Here is a 15,527-nt window from a genome sequence, read left to right on the forward strand (position 1 = left end):
CGACCCGCACAGGGGGACCCCATGACCGCGCAGACGGTGACCGCGCCCACCTCCCACGAGCGCTTCCTGCGCCTCGCGCTGGCCCTCCAGACGCTCACGGTCCTCTTCCAGGCCGTCTCCGCCGGGCTCCTCCTCACCGCCCCCTACGGCGAGACCCTGCACAGCGTCGGCGCACGCGTCATGTACGCGGCGGCGATGCTCTACGTGCTCGCGGCCGTCCTCGCCTGGAAGCCGGGCGGCGCCTCGCCCCGCCAGATCTGGTGTGCGACCGGCTTCCTCGCCCTCGCCTCGGCGCAGGTCGTCCTCGGCATCCGGCACGTCGCGGAGGTCCATGTCCCGCTGGGCGTCACGATGTTCGCGCTGAGCGTGCTGGCGCTGGCGTTCCGGTGGGTGCCCTCGCGCCGGGACGTCACAGGTCGTCCGTGAGGGCACGGGTATGGGCCGCGCCCGACTCCGCCACGAACTCGGCGAGCGTCTGCGCGGCCCGCACGGTCGCGAAGCGCACGCCCTCCGCGCCCGCCGCGAACCCGTGAATCCCCGGGCGGGTCAGGCTGTCGTACGCCTGGTGGCGCGCGAAGCCGTATGCGCCCGTGTCGAGCACCGCGAGCCAGTCGCCCTGCTCCAGCTCGGGCAACTCGACGCCGGAGGCGAGGAGTTCGCCGTCGAACTGGGCGGGCCCCGCGAGGTCCTGGGCGAGCGCGGGGCCCTCCTTGGGCCGTCCCTGCGCGTCGTACGCGGCGAGCCGCCGCCCGCACGCGTGCCCCGCCATCCGCGTCCCGGCGTGCGTCACCGCGAGCCGCCGCCCGCCCATGGCCCGGACGTACTCCACCCGCGCGAGCAGGAAACCGTGGCCCGCGAGCAGCGAGCGCCCGAAGCCCGTCACGAGCGCGTACCGCCCGTCGAAGAGCCCCGGCACCGTCTCCTTGAGCAGCGCCGCGTACCCCGCGAAGTCCGCCCCGTCCCCGTCCCCGGTGTCCCCCTCGCGCGCTCCCGCCGCGAGCCCGCCGCCGAGCGCGAGCGCGTCGACCTGCCGCCGCCCGGCCGCCGCGTTGATCTCCTCGGCCAGCTCGTACACCTTCCGCACCCCCTCGGCGAGCCGCTCGGGGGCCACCCCGCCCGCGTTCTTCACCTCGGAGTGCGCGTGCAGCCGCGTCAGCCAGGGCCGCTCGGCGAACGCCGAGAGAATCCATTCGCGCGCGCCCTCGTGCCCGAGCGCCACCCCGAAGACCGCCCGCCGCTCCGCGCCCGCGTGCGGATCGACCCGCACCCCGAACGTCGAGGTCGCCGCGGCCTCGCCGCGCAGCGCGTCGAGCCGCTCCAGCTCCTGGGCGTCGTCCACGTCCACGAGCACCCCGCTGCCCAGCGCCTCGCGCAGCTCGGCGACCGTCTTCGTCGGCGAGTCGAGCACCGTGTGCCCCGGCTGCACCCCGGCGGCCCGCGCGAGCGCCAGCTCGGCCGCGCTCGCGACCTCGGCGCCGATCCGGTCCTCGTACAGCAGCCGCAGGACGGGCACGAGCGGCGTCGCGCGCACCGCGAAGGTGTGCCGTACGGCGGGTCCGCCCTCGGCGACGAGCGGGGCGAAGGCCGACTGGAGCGCGCGGGCCGTGCGGCGGATACCGGTCACGTCGAGCAGTCCGGCGAGCGGACGGTCCTCGCCGACGATCCCCTGCACGACCGCGGCCCGCACCGCGCGCTCCCGCCGCAGCCCGCCCTCGGAAGGGCCGCCCGTACCCTCCTCCGGCGCGGCTTCGCTCATGCCGTCATCAGACCACCGGGGGCGGCGGGGCGCGAAAATTGGTGGACCGTGCGGGGCGCGGTTGATGGGATGCCCGCCATGACGCCGGACGCGCGCACGACCCCCGAACCCCTTGTCCCGCCCCCGCCCCCGGACCCCGCGATCGACTTCTGGACCGGCGAGCGCGTACGCCTGCGGGCCGTCGAGCCCGAGGACTGGCCGCACTTCATGCGGTACGGGCAGCACTCGGCCCACGTGCGCTTCGGCGACCGCCTGGAGGTGCCGCGGTCGGCCGAGCGCCATCGCACCTGGCTCAAGGAGGCAGCGGCGAGGAAGGCGGAGGACGACACCTTCCACCTCGTCGTGGAGGACCGCGCGACCGGGGCCTGGGCGGGCACGGTCAGCACGCACCACGTCGAGCTGGGGCAGGGGAACTTCGCGTACGGGATCGAGATCGACCCCCGCTTCCAGGGGCGCGGCTTCGCGCGCGAGGCCGTCACGCTCGTCCTCCGCTTCATGTTCGAGGAGCGGCGCTACCACAAGGCGGTCGCGGAGGCGTGGGCGCACAACACGGCGTCGGTCGCGCTGCAACGCCGTCTCGGCTTCGTCGAGGAGGCGCGGCTGCGGGAGCACGACTACACGGAGGGGGCGTACCGGGACGTCCTTCTCTTCGGTCTGCTGAAGGACGAGTTCCGGAGCATGGATGCGGGGAACAAGGACTGAGCGGGCTCGCCCGGGGCACACTGCTCTACACACGTGTAGTAGAGCGTGGTGCCAAGCGGTCCGGCACCGCCGCACACCGAGCCGGCCACCGCGCCAGTCACCGCGACAACGGAGGAAGCAGAAGCCATGGAGATCTCAGGGTTCATCAGCGCCGTCATCATCGGCATCGTGATCGGCATCCTGGGCCGCCTGGTCGTCCCCGGCCGCCAGCGCATCGGCATCATCTGGACGATCCTGGTCGGCGTCGTCGCCGCCCTCGTCGGCACGTTCATCGCGGCGGCCTTCGACGTGGCCGACACGAAGGGCATCGACTGGATAGAACTCGCGATCCAGGTCGTGCTCGCCGGTGTCGGCGTGGCCGCCCTGGACCGCTCCAGGTCCACGCGCCGCTGACCCCACCGCGCCCGCCGAGGCCCCTGTCCGTAGGTACGGGCGGGGGCCTTCGTCGTGGGGGGCTTGGGCCGGGGGCCGGGGGCCGGGGGCCGGGGGTCGGGGGCCGGGGGGCTTGGGCCGTGCGGGCCTCGGGTGTGGCGGCCTTGGGCGAAGGCTCGGGTGGGCTTGGGGCGTACGGGCCTTGGGCGGGGGCCTCGGGTGTGGCGGCTTTGCGCGGGGGGGCTTTGCGCGTGGGGGCTTTGCGCGTGTGGGCCTTCGGAGTGGGGGTCAGTCGTAGGTCCAGCCGAAGGTCTCCATGGCGGTGTCGAACCACTCGACGAGCGTCGCGCCCAGCGGCTCCGCCACGTCCAGTACCGAGAACACGGCCACGCACCAACGCCCGCGCCCGCCCGGCACCTTCACGGCGTACGCGACCTCCCTCCCGGACACCGGCAGCCGCTCGCCCGCGGGAACGGGCCTCTCGCGCCGTACGCCCGGCCCGCCCGCCACCTCGGCGGCCTCCCACCCCGTACCGGGCACCCCGTCCCCCAGCCCGACGACCAGAGCGGCGGGCACCCCCGAACCGGCGGCGGGCCGGTACACATCCACCCCACCCGCGACACCCCCGAGAGCACCCCACCCCGCGCTGTCCTCGGCGGAGACCTTCTCCCACGGGGCGGTGAGGAAGAGCCGGTACCCGGTGACGGGCGGACGAGGGTCGGGACGCGGGGACGGAACGGCGGGCCGCGCTTGGGGGGCGGGGGGTTCCTGCGCGGGGGGCGGTTGCTCGGCGGGGGCCTCCCGCGCGGGGGGCGCTTGCCCGGCGGGTGGCGATTGCCTGGCGGGTCGTGTTTGCGCGGCGGACGGGTCCTGCGCGGCGGGCGGGTCTTGCGCGGCCGGGGGCTTTTGCTCGGTCGGCCGTGCCTGCCGCACGGGTCGTCCTTGCCGCACGTGCGGTCCTTGCTTTGAGGGTGGCGCTTGCCTGGCCTGGGGTTCCTGCTCGGTTGGCTGTGCCTGCCGCGCGGGACGTCCTTGCTCTGCGGGTGGCGCTTGTCTGGTCGGCGATGGTTGCTCGGCTGGCTGCTCCTGCCCGGTCGGCCGTGCCTGCGGCGTGAGCCATGCCTGCCGCACGTGCCGCCCCTGCCGTACGAGCCGTCCCTGCCGCACGTGCCGTGCTTGCCCGGCGGGTGGCGGTTGCCTGCGCGCCAGTGGTTGCTCGGCCGGTGGCTCCTGCCCGACCGGCGGCGTCTGCCCGGTCGGCCGTCCCCGCTTCACGGGCTGGTACTGCCCGGCGGGCTGCGCTCGCTCGGCCGGTGGCTGAGGTCCGGAGGGCTGGTCCCGTGCGAGCGGTGGCACTTGTCCGCCCGGCCGTCCCCGCCGCACAGGCCGGTCCTGCCCGGCCGCCGGTTCCCGCCCCACCGACCCTGTCACCCGTTCCGGCCTCGGCGCCGTCTCCGGCCCCACCACCCGCTCCTGCCCCGCCGCCCCTTCCCGCCCCATCAGCCGCCGCCCGTCCGCATCCGGTCCTTCATCTCCCCGTACCTACTGCCCGGTACCGAGTCCCCGCCCTTGTCCCCGAGGTCCAGTGCCGTGCTCCCGGCCCAGGAGCCCCGCATCTCCCGCAGCCTTTGCCGTGCCTCCGCCGCGCCCGCCCGCAGGTCGGCGTGCTCCGGGTGCCGCGCGCTCAGGTTCCGTACGTCCTTGGCGCGGCGGCCCGTGTCCACATCGCCCAGGGCGAGCCCCCGCTCGCGGCGGGTGATCTCGGGGAGGGGGGCCGCGCGGACCTCCTCGCCCGCGCGGAGCCCGGCGCGGCGGACCCGTTCCTCCAGCCGCAGCCGCCTCGCGCGGGCCGCGCGCCGCTTCGTACCGGAGACGCCCCCGCCCCGCCGCCGCGCCCGCCGCGCGGCAGCGCGCCGCGCCCCGCTCGTGGCGTCCCGCGCCCGCGCCCGCGCCGCGCCCGAGGCGAGCCCGGCCGCCGTCGTACGGGCCGAGTCCTGGAGCGCGCCGATGGCACGGGCGGCGCGTACCCCGTCGCGGGCGAACTTGAGGGCGGCGATGTCGAGGACGACGTCGAACCAGGAACACGCCCCCGCCCCGGCCTGCGCGAGATGGAGCGCGGCGACGGAGAGGCTCGCGCCGAGGGCGAGCGGCCCGAGGGCGGGGAAGAACATCGCGGCGAAACCGGCGAGGGTCGCCGCCCAGCCGAGCCCGTCGACGAGGTCGTCGAGGGTGTCGGAGGCGAGCACGCGCGAGACGAACGCCGCCGCGGGGATCGCGAAGTCGTCGTAGAGGGAGTCGGCGAGGGCGTCGTCGACGGCGGTACGGACGAGGCGCGCGTGGTGCGCGGCCTCGGCCTCGTACTCCTCGGTGAGGCGGGAGAGCCGGGCGCGGAGCGCGGCGAGCTCGGGTTCGGCCGCGGCGCGCGCCTCGGCGAGGAGGTGGGCGGCGGCGGAGCGGAGGTGGTGGAGGGTGCCGGCCCAGGCGGCGAGTTCGCGGTGGACGCGGGCGTAGCGGGTCGCGGCGGTGGCGAGCCGGGCGGCGAGGTCGTGGGCGTGCTCGCGCAGCGAGTCGGCGTACCGGCCGCGCAGCACCTCGTCGTCACCGATGAGGCGGAGCGCCTCGGCCTGTTCGTGGAGCCGCTCGGCGACGGTACGGAGGCGAGCGGCCTCGACGCGCAGCGTGTCGGGGTCGCCCGGGAGCGGGTCGTGGGCGCACAGCGGGTGCCAGTCGGTGGGAGGCCGGGGCACGGGGGGTCAGGGGCGCCGGGCGACGCGGGCGAGGTCGGCGTCGTGGGTGGAGAAGGAGTCACGGCTGTGGGCGAGGAGGCGTCCCACGGTGTCGAGGGAGGTGAGGAGGCGGCTGCGGTTGTCGTCCCAGTTGGCGGCGAACGCGCGGACGGCCGAGGCGAGTTCGGCGGAACCGACGAGGCGGGCGAGGTCGTCGGCGCGGTCGTCGATGTCGCGGAACTCGCGGTGGAGCCGGGCGAGCCGGTCGGCGGACCTGCCGAGCAAGGCGAGATCGACACGGAGGTCGGTCATGCGCGGCACGCTAGCCGACCCGGGCCCCTCCACCCGCCGCCCCGGCACCCGCACCCGCGCCCCCGCAAGGCGCCGCCGTGCCGCACCTCACCCGAAGGAGTGAGGAGCGCGGTCCACGGCGGGACGGGGCGAAAGGCGGCGACGGCAACGGCGCCCGGCCGCCTGCCCGGTGCCGCCCGCCCCCAGCCGTGCCGCCGCCGCGCGCCTCGTGCCGCCGCCCGCGCGCCCTGCGGCCCCTCACTCGCCCTTCGGAAAGTCCGCCGAGCGGCTCAGCTCCTCCCACTTCGCGTCCTCGGCGACGCGGCCCGACCAGGCGGCACGCCCGTACTCGTAGGCGTCGCTGCCGAGGAGGAGCCGGACGGGGGGCTCGTCGAGCGAGGCGACGGTGAGGATCGCCCGGGCGACGCGCACGGGGTCGCCGGGCGCGTGGGTGTCGAAGTTGTTCCGCAGCTTCGCGGCCTGGGCCATCAGGTCCTGGTACGGGGCACTGGCCTCCGGGACCTTCATCGAGGCGGCACCCCAGTCGGTCCGCATGCCGCCCGGCTCGATGACCGTGACCTTGACGCCGAACGAGGCCGTCTCCGCCGCCAGCACCTCCGAGAAGCCGCCCACGGCCCACTTCGCCGACTGGTACGCCGAGAGCCCCGGGCTCGCGACGCGCCCGCCGACCGAGGAGATCTGGATGATGTGGCCGCCGCCCTGCTTCCGCAGCACGGGGAGCGCCGCGCGGCTCGTGTACACGACGCCGTAGAAGTTCGTGTCCATCTGCCGCCGGAAGACGTCGATGTCGGTGTCCTCGATCGTGACGAGGTCCGCCTGCCCCGCGTTGTTGACGAGGACGTCGAGCCGCCCGAAGCGCTGGACCGCCTCGGCGACGACGCGCTCGGCGGCGGCCGGGTCGGTCACGTCGTGCCGGGTGGTGGCGAGCGCGTCCCCGTACGAGGCGCGCAGCTCGTCGAGCGTACGGGGATCGCGCGCCGTGGCGAGCACGCGGTGACCCGCCTGGAGCGCGGTCTCGACGAGCGCGCGGCCGAGACCGCGCGAGGAGCCGGTGACGAGGAAGACCTGGGACATGGAGGAGCCTCCGGGAGAGGGAGAGGTGTTTAACGCAATGCGAGTGCGTTATCTGCTCCCCACGCTACACCGCGTCGGCATTTAACGCACGCGACACGCGTTAAGCGCGGCCACCGCCGCCCGGACGCTAGATTTGGTTCCATGCCCACCCACCGCCGCGCCCGCTCCCAGGAGGCCAAGCAGCAGCGCGCCGAGGACCTCCTCGACGCGGCCCGCAGACTCGCGGCCGGGACCGGGGGAGTGCGGTGCCTCACGCTCGCGGCGGTCACGGAGGCGGCCGGACTCCACCCCTCGGCGATCCGCCGCTACTTCGACAGCAAGGAGGAACTCCTCCTCGAACTCGCCGAACGCGAGTGGGTGGACTGGCGCGAGGAGGTGCTGCGCCGCGCGAGGGCCGCCACGGGGCTCAGCCCCGAGGAGACGGCGGAGGCGCTCGTCTCGGGTCTCCTCGCGCGCCCCCTGCTGTGCGACCTCTTCACGCACATCCCGCTGAGCCTGGAGGGCGAAGTCCCCCTGGAGCGCGCCCGTCGCTACAAGGAGCTCTCCTTCGCCTCGGTCGTGGCGATGTCGGAGGCGCTCGCCGAGGCGGGCGCGATGACGGCCCCCCAGGTCGCCGACCTGATCGCCGCCACGGCCGCGCAGACCGCCCATGCCTGGCAGATCGCCCACCCCACGGCCACTCTCGCCACCCTCTACGAACAGCACCCCGAACTGTCGCACCCGGCGAGGGAGTTCGAGGCGCGGGTGCGCAGGCTGCTGAGAGCGACGGCGCGAGGACTGACGTACCCGGGCGAGGCCCCTCCCGTCCCGTGAGGCGCTTGAGGCCCGAGGCGCTTGAGGTGCTTGGGGCGCGCGGTGCTGCGAGCCCGCGCGCCGAATCCAGCCCCTCCGGCGTCTGAGGGGCGGGGTCCCGGGCGGCGCCCCGGAAGCCGGGGCCCGGGGCGGCGCCCCGCGAGGTCAGCCCCGCCCCGGCGCGATCCACGACGGAAGCACCGCCTCCACCGCCCCCATGAACAGCGCCACGTCCCGCTCCCCCCGGGGCGACCGCCCCCGCAGGGAGAGCCACGCCTCCATCACCCCCACCTGCCCCTGCGCCACGAACCGGCTCCACGCGTCGGCCCGCCACTCCGCGGGCCCCGCCCCCTCGGGCAGCACTCCAGGGTCCCGCGCCACGTACACCCGTACCGATGTCCGCAGGTGCTCCGCGAGCAGCCGGTGGAGGACCGGGCTCCGCTGCCCCACGAGCCCCACCGTGTAGACGGCCTCGTACCGCAGCACGTGCTCCGCGAGCGCCGCCGTCGCCCCGTGCCACGTCCCCGGCTCCGGCGGCGTCGGCGCCGCCGTCTCGGCGATCCAGGTGGCCCGGATCTCGTCCAGCTCCGCGTACAGCACGCGCGCGAGGACGTCCGCAGGGCTCGACGCGTGCTTGTAGAAGGTGGAGCGGTTGACGCCCGCGGCCCGTACGAGGTCCGAGACCGCGACCTCCTCGACGGGCCGCTCGGCCGCGAGCCGCAGCACGGCCTCGCTCAGCCGCGCCCACGTCCTGCGCACCCGTACGTCGGTGGGCGAGTGGTGCTGCGGCTCCTGCGTGCTTCCGGCCATCCCCGCAGGCTAGCCGACCACCGTGCCACGCCTGCGGCACGCCTCTCACATGCACAAAGCAACACCTGTCTCTTTTCTTTTCGGTCTCACGGTGCCACACTGAGGAAAGCGGCAGAGCAGCCCGAAACCGCATCAAACGGGCCCTGTCCGCGACCGCGCCCGGCGACCCTCGCGGGCCCCCGTCCCCCCTCGCGCGGCCTCTCGTTCCACCCGCCCGGCCACCGGCATCCGGCGGCGGGCACGCGACATAAGGAAGCGGCACATGAAGGCAGCAGTCACCAAGGGTCTGGGGCAGGGCTTCGTCGTCGAGGACGTCACGCTCGCCGAGCCGACAGGGCACGAGGTCAGGGTCGAGGTGCGGGCCTCCGGGCTCTGCCACTCCGACCTCAGCGTCGCGACCTTCCTCGGCGGCGAGTTCCCCGCCGTCCTCGGCCACGAGGTCGCGGGCGTCGTCACCGCGACGGGCCCCGACGTCACCCAGGTCAGCGTCGGCGACCACGTCGTCGGCAGCCTCATCCAGTACTGCGGCGCGTGCGTCAACTGCCTCGCGGGGCGTACGTACCTCTGCGAGCGCCCCGAGACGACGGTCCGCGCCCCCGGCGAGGCCCCCCGGCTGAGCTGGAACGGCGAGCCCGTCTGGAACTTCTCCGGGCTCAGCGGCTTCGCGCAGGAAGCGCTCATCCACGAGAACCAGCTCGGTGTCATCCCGGAGGAGATGCCCTTCGCACCGGCCGCGCTGCTCGGCTGCGGGGTCCTGACGGGGGCGGGCGCGGTACTCAACAGCGCGAACGTGCGGCAGGGCGAGACCGTGGTCGTCATGGGCGCGGGCGGCGTCGGGATGAACGCGGTGAGCGGCGCGCGGCTCGCGGGGGCGGGGCTGATCATCGTGACGGACATCGAGGACGGGAAGCTGGAGCGGGCGCGGGCCTTCGGCGCGACGGACGTCGTCAACTCCCGCACGAACGACCCCGTCGAGGCGGTCCGCGAGCTGACCGGCGGCGGCGCGGACCACGTCTTCGACTTCGTCGGCGCGCGGCCCGTCACCGCGCAGGGCTTCCAGATGCTCGGCAGGGGCGGCGGCCTCTACCTCATCGGGATCGCCGGTACGGACGCGGGCATCGACGTCAGCGCCCTGAGCGCGCTCACCTACTCGCAGAAGGTGCAGGGCGTCTACATGGGCTCCTCGCACCTCAAGCGGGACATCCCCTTCTACGCCTCGATGTACCTCCAGGGCCGGATGAACCTCGACGACCTGGTCTCCCAGGAGATCGCGCTCGACGAGATCGACGCCGGGTACGAGGCGCTCAAGGACGGCACGACGGCCCGGGTGGTCGTGACCGACCTCCTCCGCTGAGGGAGATCGTTCGTTCTGCTCGCGCGGAGTGATCGTGGCCATCATCTTTTCTTCACTTTTCCTGATGGCTACGATCACTTGCCGTACGCAGACGATCGATTCCGGGGAGTGGACACAGTGCGAGGACGCCGTCTCGGCAGGTGGGGGGCTCTGGCCGGCGCGGTGGTGCTCGGCGGCGCGCTCCTCGGTGCGGCGCCCGCGAGCGCGGCCGAGGAGGCCCCCGAGATCGTCGAGGGCGTGGACATGGGCACGCAGGGCCCCCTCGCGGAGACCGGCGCGGCGGACGGCATGGCGACCCGCGCGGCGGCGGAGACGACGGCCGCCCCCTCCTGCATCGGCACGACGGTCGCCTACGGCTCCACCGTGTGCTTCGCCCCGTACGGCGACGTGGTCTGGGTCCTCGACACCAAGAAGGACGGCATGTCGGCGGCGGGCGGCGTCTACACCGACTACGGCCGCGGCTCCCGCGTCTGCGTCAACAAGGCCGGCGTCGACCACTGGGTCAAGTGCGACTACGACTACTGGGAAAAGGGCAACATCCAGCTCCGCGCGCTGCGCTACGACTCCGGCACCGGCAAGTTCTACGTCCCGGACGCCTGGTCCGACTGGATTCCGGTCGACGGCAAGTACTGAGCCGCCGGGGTGCCGACGGGTGCGGGGCGGTGCGGCACACCGGGTGGCGCGAGCGCCTCTTGCGGGGGCATATGCCAGGTCTTCACCGGTACGGGCGGCACGCGGCCATTCGGTTGACTTCGCCGTCCGGTCGGCCCCCTCCGGGTCCCCCGGTCGGTCGACCGGCCCGCACCCCCGTTTGAACCCCGCCCCCGCAGGGGTAAGCTGTCGGGCCCGATTGGCTACCCGCTCGCTTCGTGTGGCACACTGACCAGGTTGCTCGGTTGAGTGCCGATGCTGCGCGCCTCCCGCCGGGAGGACCGGAAGCGAGTCCCACGGTACTCGTCGGCCCTGTTCAGGGCCGGACGTACGGGAATCTTCCGGGAAGCAAGGCGCGGTGCCGACCAGGCGCCCTGGTGGAGGCTCCTCCCCGAATCCCGCGGTCACGATCGCAAAACCCCAGCGGTTCGCTGTTGGCGGCAATGCGACACGCCCGACCGCGTGTGCCGGAGAGAAGCAGACAGGATCCCCAGGGCCGCAAGAGCGTGACGAGAGACAGGACTACCAAGTAGCCATGGCGGGACAGAAGATCCGCATCCGGCTCAAGGCCTACGACCACGAGGTCATCGACTCCTCGGCGAAGAAGATCGTCGAGACGGTGACGCGTACTGGTGCGTCGGTCGCGGGCCCGGTGCCGCTGCCCACTGAGAAGAACGTGTACTGCGTCATCAAGTCGCCGCACAAGTACAAGGACTCGCGCGAGCACTTCGAGATGCGTACCCACAAGCGCCTGATCGACATCCTCGACCCGACGCCCAAGACCGTTGACTCCCTGATGCGACTCGACCTCCCGGCCGGTGTCGACATCGAGATCAAGCTCTGAGGGCCGGTGATCTGAGAATGACGAAGCAGATCAAGGGCATCCTGGGCGAGAAGCTCGGTATGACGCAGGTTTGGGACGACAACAACCGCGTTGTCCCCGTGACCGTCGTCAAGGCCGGTCCCTGCGTCGTGACCCAGGTGCGTACGAACGACAGCGACGGCTACGAGTCGGTCCAGATCGCCTTCGGCGAGATCGACCCGCGCAAGGTGAACAAGCCCCTCAAGGGCCACTTCGCCAAGGCCGACGTGACCCCCCGCCGCCACCTCGTCGAGATCCGTACCTCGGACTCCTCCGAGTACACCCTCGGCCAGGAAGTCACCGCCGAGACCTTCGAGTCGGGCGTGAAGGTCGACGTCACCGGCAAGAGCAAGGGCAAGGGCTTCGCCGGTGTCATGAAGCGTCACAACTTCAAGGGCCTCGGCGCCGGGCACGGCACCCAGCGCAAGCACCGCTCGCCCGGTTCCATCGGTGGCTGCGCCACCCCGGGCCGCGTGTTCAAGGGCCTGCGCATGGCGGGCCGCATGGGCAACGAGCGGGTCACCACCCAGAACCTGACCGTCCACGCCGTTGACGCGGAGAAGGGTCTGCTGCTCATCAAGGGCGCCGTCCCCGGTCCGAACGGCGGCCTCGTCCTGGTCCGCACCGCGGCCAAGGGGGCCTGAGGTAACGATGAGCACTGTTGACATCCTTTCGCCCGCGGGCGACAAGGCCGGGACCGTCGAGCTCCCCGCGGAGATCTTCGACGCGAAGGTCAGCGTCCCGCTGATCCACCAGGTCGTCGTCGCTCAGCTGGCCGCTGCCCGCCAGGGCACGCACAAGACGAAGACGCGTGGCGAGGTCCGCGGCGGCGGCAAGAAGCCGTACCGCCAGAAGGGCACCGGTCGCGCCCGCCAGGGCTCGACCCGCGCTCCGCAGTTCGCCGGTGGTGGCGTCGTGCACGGTCCCGTGCCGCGTGACTACTCGCAGCGCACCCCGAAGAAGATGAAGGCCGCCGCCCTGCGCGGTGCCCTCTCCGACCGGGCCCGCAACGCGCGCATCCACGTCGTCTCCGGCGTGATCGAGGGCGAGGTCTCCACGAAGGCCGCGAAGACGCTGTTCGGCAAGATCTCGGAGCGCAAGAACCTGCTCCTGGTCGCCGAGCGCTCCGACGAGGCCGCGTGGCTCTCCGCCCGCAACCTGCCCCGGGTGCACATCCTGGAGCCGGGCCAGCTGAACACGTACGACGTTCTCGTCTCGGACGACGTGGTCTTCACCCAGGCCGCTTTCGAGTCCTTCGTCGCCGGCCCGCAGGCCAACGACAAGGAAGGGAGTGACGCCTGATGGCCACGCGTCACCCGAGCATCGCCTCGAAGGCGGCCAAGGCCGCCAAGGCCGCGCGCGTCGCCAAGGCGCGCCGCCACGAGGCCGAGGGCAAGAACACCGTCGAGACGCCGCTGAGCAAGAGCTTCACGGACCCCCGTGACGTCCTCCTGCGTCCGGTCGTCTCGGAGAAGAGCTACGCGCTGCTCGACGAGGGCAAGTACACCTTCATCGTCGACCCGCGGGCCAACAAGACCCAGATCAAGCAGGCCGTCCAGGCGGTCTTCGAGGTCAAGGTCACCGGGGTCAACACGATCAACCGCCAGGGCAAGCGCAAGCGCACCCGCACCGGCTTCGGCAAGCGTGCGGACAGCAAGCGCGCGATCGTGACCCTCGCCGAGGGCGACCGTATCGACATCTTCGGCGGTCCGACCTCCTGACGGAGGTCCGGATCGTTCGATATCGGACGAGGACTTAAGAATGGGTATCCGCAAGTACAAGCCGACGACTCCGGGCCGTCGTGGCTCCAGCGTCGCCGACTTCGTCGAGGTCACGCGGTCCACGCCGGAGAAGTCGCTGGTCCGCCCGCTGCACAGCAAGGGCGGCCGTAACAACGCCGGTCGTGTGACCGTTCGCCACCAGGGTGGCGGACACAAGCGCGCCTACCGAGTGATCGACTTCCGTCGTCACGACAAGGACGGCGTGCCGGCGAAGGTCGCGCACATCGAGTACGACCCGAACCGCACCGCGCGCATCGCGCTGCTGCACTACGCCGACGGCGAGAAGCGCTACATCATCGCGCCGCGCGGCCTCCAGCAGGGCGACCGGGTCGAGAACGGCCAGGGCGCCGACATCAAGCCCGGCAACAACCTGCCGCTGCGTCACATCCCGGTCGGTACCACGATCCACGCGATCGAGCTCCGTCCCGGTGGCGGCGCGAAGTTCGCCCGCTCCGCCGGTGCCTCCGTGCAGCTGCTCGCTCGCGAGGGCGCCATGGCGACCCTCCGCATGCCGTCCGGCGAGATCCGCATGGTGGACGCGCGCTGCCGCGCCACCGTCGGTGAGGTCGGCAACGCCGAGCAGTCGAACATCAACTGGGGCAAGGCCGGCCGCAAGCGCTGGCTGGGCGTGCGCCCGACCGTTCGCGGTGTGGCGATGAACCCGGTTGACCACCCCCACGGTGGTGGTGAGGGCAAGACCTCCGGTGGTCGCCACCCGGTCAGCCCCTGGGGTCAGAAGGAGGGTCGTACGCGCTCTCCCAAGAAGGCGAGCAGCAAGTACATCGTCCGCCGCCGCAAGACGAACAAGAAGCGCTAGGAGCGGGTTTAGATGCCGCGCAGTCTCAAGAAGGGGCCCTTCGTCGACGACCACCTCATCAAGAAGGTGGACGTACAGAACGAAGCCGGCACCAAGAACGTCATCAAGACCTGGTCCCGTCGCTCGATGATCGTCCCGGCCATGCTCGGCCACACGATCGCGGTGCACAACGGCAAGACCCACATCCCGGTGTTTGTCACCGAGTCCATGGTCGGCCACAAGCTCGGCGAGTTCTCGCCGACGCGCACCTTCCGGGGTCACGTCAAGGACGACCGGAAGTCGAAGCGCCGCTAAAGCGGGGTGAATGACCAATGACAGACACTGAAGGGACAACCATGGAAGCCAGGGCCCAGGCGCGGTACATCCGCGTCACGCCCATGAAGGCCCGCCGTGTGGTGGACCTCATCCGTGGCATGGACGCCACGGAGGCCCAGGCGGTCCTGCGCTTCGCCCCGCAGGCCGCGAGTGAGCCCGTTGGCAAGGTGCTGGACAGCGCCATCGCCAACGCCGCGCACAACTACGACCACACCGACGCCTCCACGCTGGTCATCAGCGAGGCGTACGTCGACGAGGGCCCGACGCTCAAGCGTTTCCGTCCGCGCGCCCAGGGCCGCGCGTACCGGATTCGCAAGCGGACCAGCCACATCACCGTGGTCGTCAGCGCCAAGGAAGGAACCCGGTAATGGGCCAGAAGGTAAACCCGCACGGGTTCCGGCTCGGCATCACCACCGACTTCAAGTCGCGGTGGTACGCCGACAAGCTGTACAAGGACTACGTCAAGGAAGACGTCGCCATTCGTCGCATGATGACGAAGGGCATGGAGCGCGCCGGTATCTCGAAGGTGGAGATCGAGCGCACCCGTGACCGCGTCCGCGTCGACATCCACACCGCCCGGCCGGGCATCGTCATCGGCCGTCGCGGCGCGGAGGCCGACCGCATCCGCGGCGAGCTGGAGAAGCTCACCGGCAAGCAGGTCCAGCTGAACATCCTCGAGGTCAAGAACCCCGAGGTCGACGCTCAGCTCGTGGCCCAGGCCGTCGCCGAGCAGCTCTCCAGCCGCGTCTCCTTCCGGCGGGCCATGCGCAAGAGCATGCAGTCCTCCATGAAGGCCGGTGCCAAGGGCATCAAGATCCAGTGCGGCGGTCGCCTCGGCGGCGCCGAGATGTCCCGCTCGGAGTTCTACCGCGAGGGCCGTGTGCCCCTGCACACGCTCCGCGCGAACGTGGACTACGGCTTCTTCGAGGCCAAGACGACCTTCGGCCGTATCGGCGTGAAGGTCTGGATCTACAAGGGCGACGTCAAGAACATCGCCGAGGTTCGCGCCGAGAACGCCGCGGCCCGCGCCGGTAACCGTCCGGCCCGTGGCGGCAACGACCGCCCGGCCCGTGGTGGCCGCGGTGGCGAGCGTGGCGGTCGCGGTCGTAAGCCGCAGTCGACGCCGGCTGCCGAGGCCCCCAAGGCCGAGGCTCCTGCCGCCGCGTCCGCTCCGGCCGAGAGCACCGGAACGGAGGGCTGACC

20 protein-coding genes are annotated in these 15,527 nt (G+C 72.6%); 14 read left to right on the forward strand and 6 right to left on the reverse strand.

What is annotated here, in order from left to right:
* The first annotated feature begins 21 nt into the window (after positions 1–21).
* Positions 22–426, forward strand: a complete 405-nt coding sequence (locus tag STTU_RS19390) for a hypothetical protein (protein ID WP_043255732.1) — start codon at positions 22–24, stop codon at positions 424–426.
* Here STTU_RS19390 and STTU_RS19395 read toward each other — a convergent pair.
* Positions 410–1,756 (reverse strand): diaminopimelate decarboxylase, encoded by a 1,347-nt coding sequence (locus tag STTU_RS19395; protein WP_007825964.1) that lies wholly within the window; start codon positions 1,754–1,756, stop codon positions 410–412. The genes STTU_RS19390 and STTU_RS19395 overlap by 17 nt on opposite strands.
* Positions 1,757–1,834: 78 nt before the next feature.
* Here STTU_RS19395 and STTU_RS19400 point away from each other — a divergent pair, with 78 nt between their 5' ends.
* Together STTU_RS19400 and STTU_RS19405 are read left to right on the forward strand one after the other, a co-directional pair.
* Positions 1,835–2,458 carry a GNAT family N-acetyltransferase gene (locus STTU_RS19400; protein ID WP_010279292.1) on the forward strand — a complete coding sequence of 208 codons (624 nt, stop codon included), beginning with the start codon at positions 1,835–1,837 and terminating at the stop codon, positions 2,456–2,458.
* A gap of 126 nt (positions 2,459–2,584) precedes the next feature.
* Complete coding sequence (locus tag STTU_RS19405) at positions 2,585–2,851, forward strand: GlsB/YeaQ/YmgE family stress response membrane protein (protein WP_007825966.1); 267 nt, start codon at positions 2,585–2,587, stop codon at positions 2,849–2,851.
* 267 nt (positions 2,852–3,118) lie between these two features.
* Here the strand turns inward: STTU_RS19405 and STTU_RS19410 are convergent, their stop codons facing one another.
* The 4 genes from STTU_RS19410 to STTU_RS19425 all read right to left on the reverse strand — a co-directional run bounded on the left by STTU_RS19410 (position 3,119) and on the right by STTU_RS19425 (position 6,942).
* Positions 3,119–3,439, reverse strand: coding sequence for a hypothetical protein (locus STTU_RS19410; RefSeq protein WP_043255734.1), 321 nt, complete (start codon positions 3,437–3,439; stop codon positions 3,119–3,121).
* 890 nt (positions 3,440–4,329) lie between these two features.
* Complete coding sequence (locus tag STTU_RS34285; protein ID WP_043255736.1) at positions 4,330–5,577, reverse strand: hypothetical protein; 1,248 nt, start codon at positions 5,575–5,577, stop codon at positions 4,330–4,332.
* Positions 5,578–5,583: 6 nt separating this feature from the next.
* Positions 5,584–5,868 carry a hypothetical protein gene (locus STTU_RS19420; protein WP_037886137.1) on the reverse strand — a complete coding sequence of 95 codons (285 nt, stop codon included), beginning with the start codon at positions 5,866–5,868 and terminating at the stop codon, positions 5,584–5,586.
* A gap of 237 nt (positions 5,869–6,105) precedes the next feature.
* Positions 6,106–6,942, reverse strand: coding sequence for an SDR family NAD(P)-dependent oxidoreductase (locus tag STTU_RS19425; RefSeq protein WP_043255739.1), 837 nt, complete (start codon positions 6,940–6,942; stop codon positions 6,106–6,108).
* Positions 6,943–7,083: 141 nt separating this feature from the next.
* Here STTU_RS19425 and STTU_RS19430 point away from each other — a divergent pair, with 141 nt between their 5' ends.
* Complete coding sequence (locus tag STTU_RS19430) at positions 7,084–7,755, forward strand: TetR family transcriptional regulator (protein ID WP_043255741.1); 672 nt, start codon at positions 7,084–7,086, stop codon at positions 7,753–7,755.
* 144 nt (positions 7,756–7,899) lie between these two features.
* Here the strand turns inward: STTU_RS19430 and STTU_RS19435 are convergent, their stop codons facing one another.
* Positions 7,900–8,544 (reverse strand): TetR/AcrR family transcriptional regulator, encoded by a 645-nt coding sequence (locus tag STTU_RS19435; RefSeq protein WP_009066258.1) that lies wholly within the window; start codon positions 8,542–8,544, stop codon positions 7,900–7,902.
* Between the two features lie 262 nt (positions 8,545–8,806).
* Here STTU_RS19435 and STTU_RS19440 point away from each other — a divergent pair, with 262 nt between their 5' ends.
* The 10 genes from STTU_RS19440 to rpsC all read left to right on the forward strand — a co-directional run bounded on the left by STTU_RS19440 (position 8,807) and on the right by rpsC (position 15,525).
* Entirely contained in the window at positions 8,807–9,898 is a 1,092-nt protein-coding gene (locus STTU_RS19440; protein WP_043255742.1) for a zinc-binding dehydrogenase, read from the forward strand.
* Between the two features lie 162 nt (positions 9,899–10,060).
* Positions 10,061–10,531 (forward strand): hypothetical protein, encoded by a 471-nt coding sequence (locus STTU_RS19445; protein ID WP_007825978.1) that lies wholly within the window; start codon positions 10,061–10,063, stop codon positions 10,529–10,531.
* A gap of 553 nt (positions 10,532–11,084) precedes the next feature.
* Entirely contained in the window at positions 11,085–11,393 is a 309-nt protein-coding gene (rpsJ, locus tag STTU_RS19450) for a 30S ribosomal protein S10 (RefSeq protein WP_003948644.1), read from the forward strand.
* 17 nt (positions 11,394–11,410) lie between these two features.
* Positions 11,411–12,055, forward strand: coding sequence for a 50S ribosomal protein L3 (rplC, locus tag STTU_RS19455; RefSeq protein WP_007825980.1), 645 nt, complete (start codon positions 11,411–11,413; stop codon positions 12,053–12,055).
* A gap of 7 nt (positions 12,056–12,062) precedes the next feature.
* Complete coding sequence (rplD, locus tag STTU_RS19460) at positions 12,063–12,713, forward strand: 50S ribosomal protein L4 (protein ID WP_007825982.1); 651 nt, start codon at positions 12,063–12,065, stop codon at positions 12,711–12,713.
* On the forward strand, positions 12,713–13,132 hold the full coding sequence (rplW, locus tag STTU_RS19465) for a 50S ribosomal protein L23 (RefSeq protein WP_007825983.1): 420 nt from the start codon (positions 12,713–12,715) through the stop codon (positions 13,130–13,132). The genes rplD and rplW overlap by 1 nt, the downstream gene beginning before the upstream one ends.
* 40 nt (positions 13,133–13,172) lie before the next feature.
* Complete coding sequence (rplB, locus tag STTU_RS19470) at positions 13,173–14,009, forward strand: 50S ribosomal protein L2 (protein WP_009066255.1); 837 nt, start codon at positions 13,173–13,175, stop codon at positions 14,007–14,009.
* 12 nt (positions 14,010–14,021) lie between these two features.
* On the forward strand, positions 14,022–14,303 hold the full coding sequence (gene rpsS, locus STTU_RS19475) for a 30S ribosomal protein S19 (protein ID WP_003948639.1): 282 nt from the start codon (positions 14,022–14,024) through the stop codon (positions 14,301–14,303).
* Positions 14,304–14,344: 41 nt separating this feature from the next.
* Positions 14,345–14,692, forward strand: a complete 348-nt coding sequence (gene rplV / locus STTU_RS19480; RefSeq protein WP_010266243.1) for a 50S ribosomal protein L22 — start codon at positions 14,345–14,347, stop codon at positions 14,690–14,692.
* The gene (rpsC, locus tag STTU_RS19485; protein ID WP_007825986.1) at positions 14,692–15,525 is read left to right on the forward strand and encodes a 30S ribosomal protein S3; all 834 of its coding nucleotides are present in this window, start codon (positions 14,692–14,694) and stop codon (positions 15,523–15,525) included. The genes rplV and rpsC overlap by 1 nt, the downstream gene beginning before the upstream one ends.
* The last annotated feature ends 2 nt before the right edge of the window (positions 15,526–15,527 follow it).

Origin of the sequence: Streptomyces sp. Tu6071 (assembly GCF_000213055.1) — a bacterium.
GTDB classification, from domain to species: Bacteria; Actinomycetota; Actinomycetes; order Streptomycetales; family Streptomycetaceae; genus Streptomyces; species Streptomyces evansiae.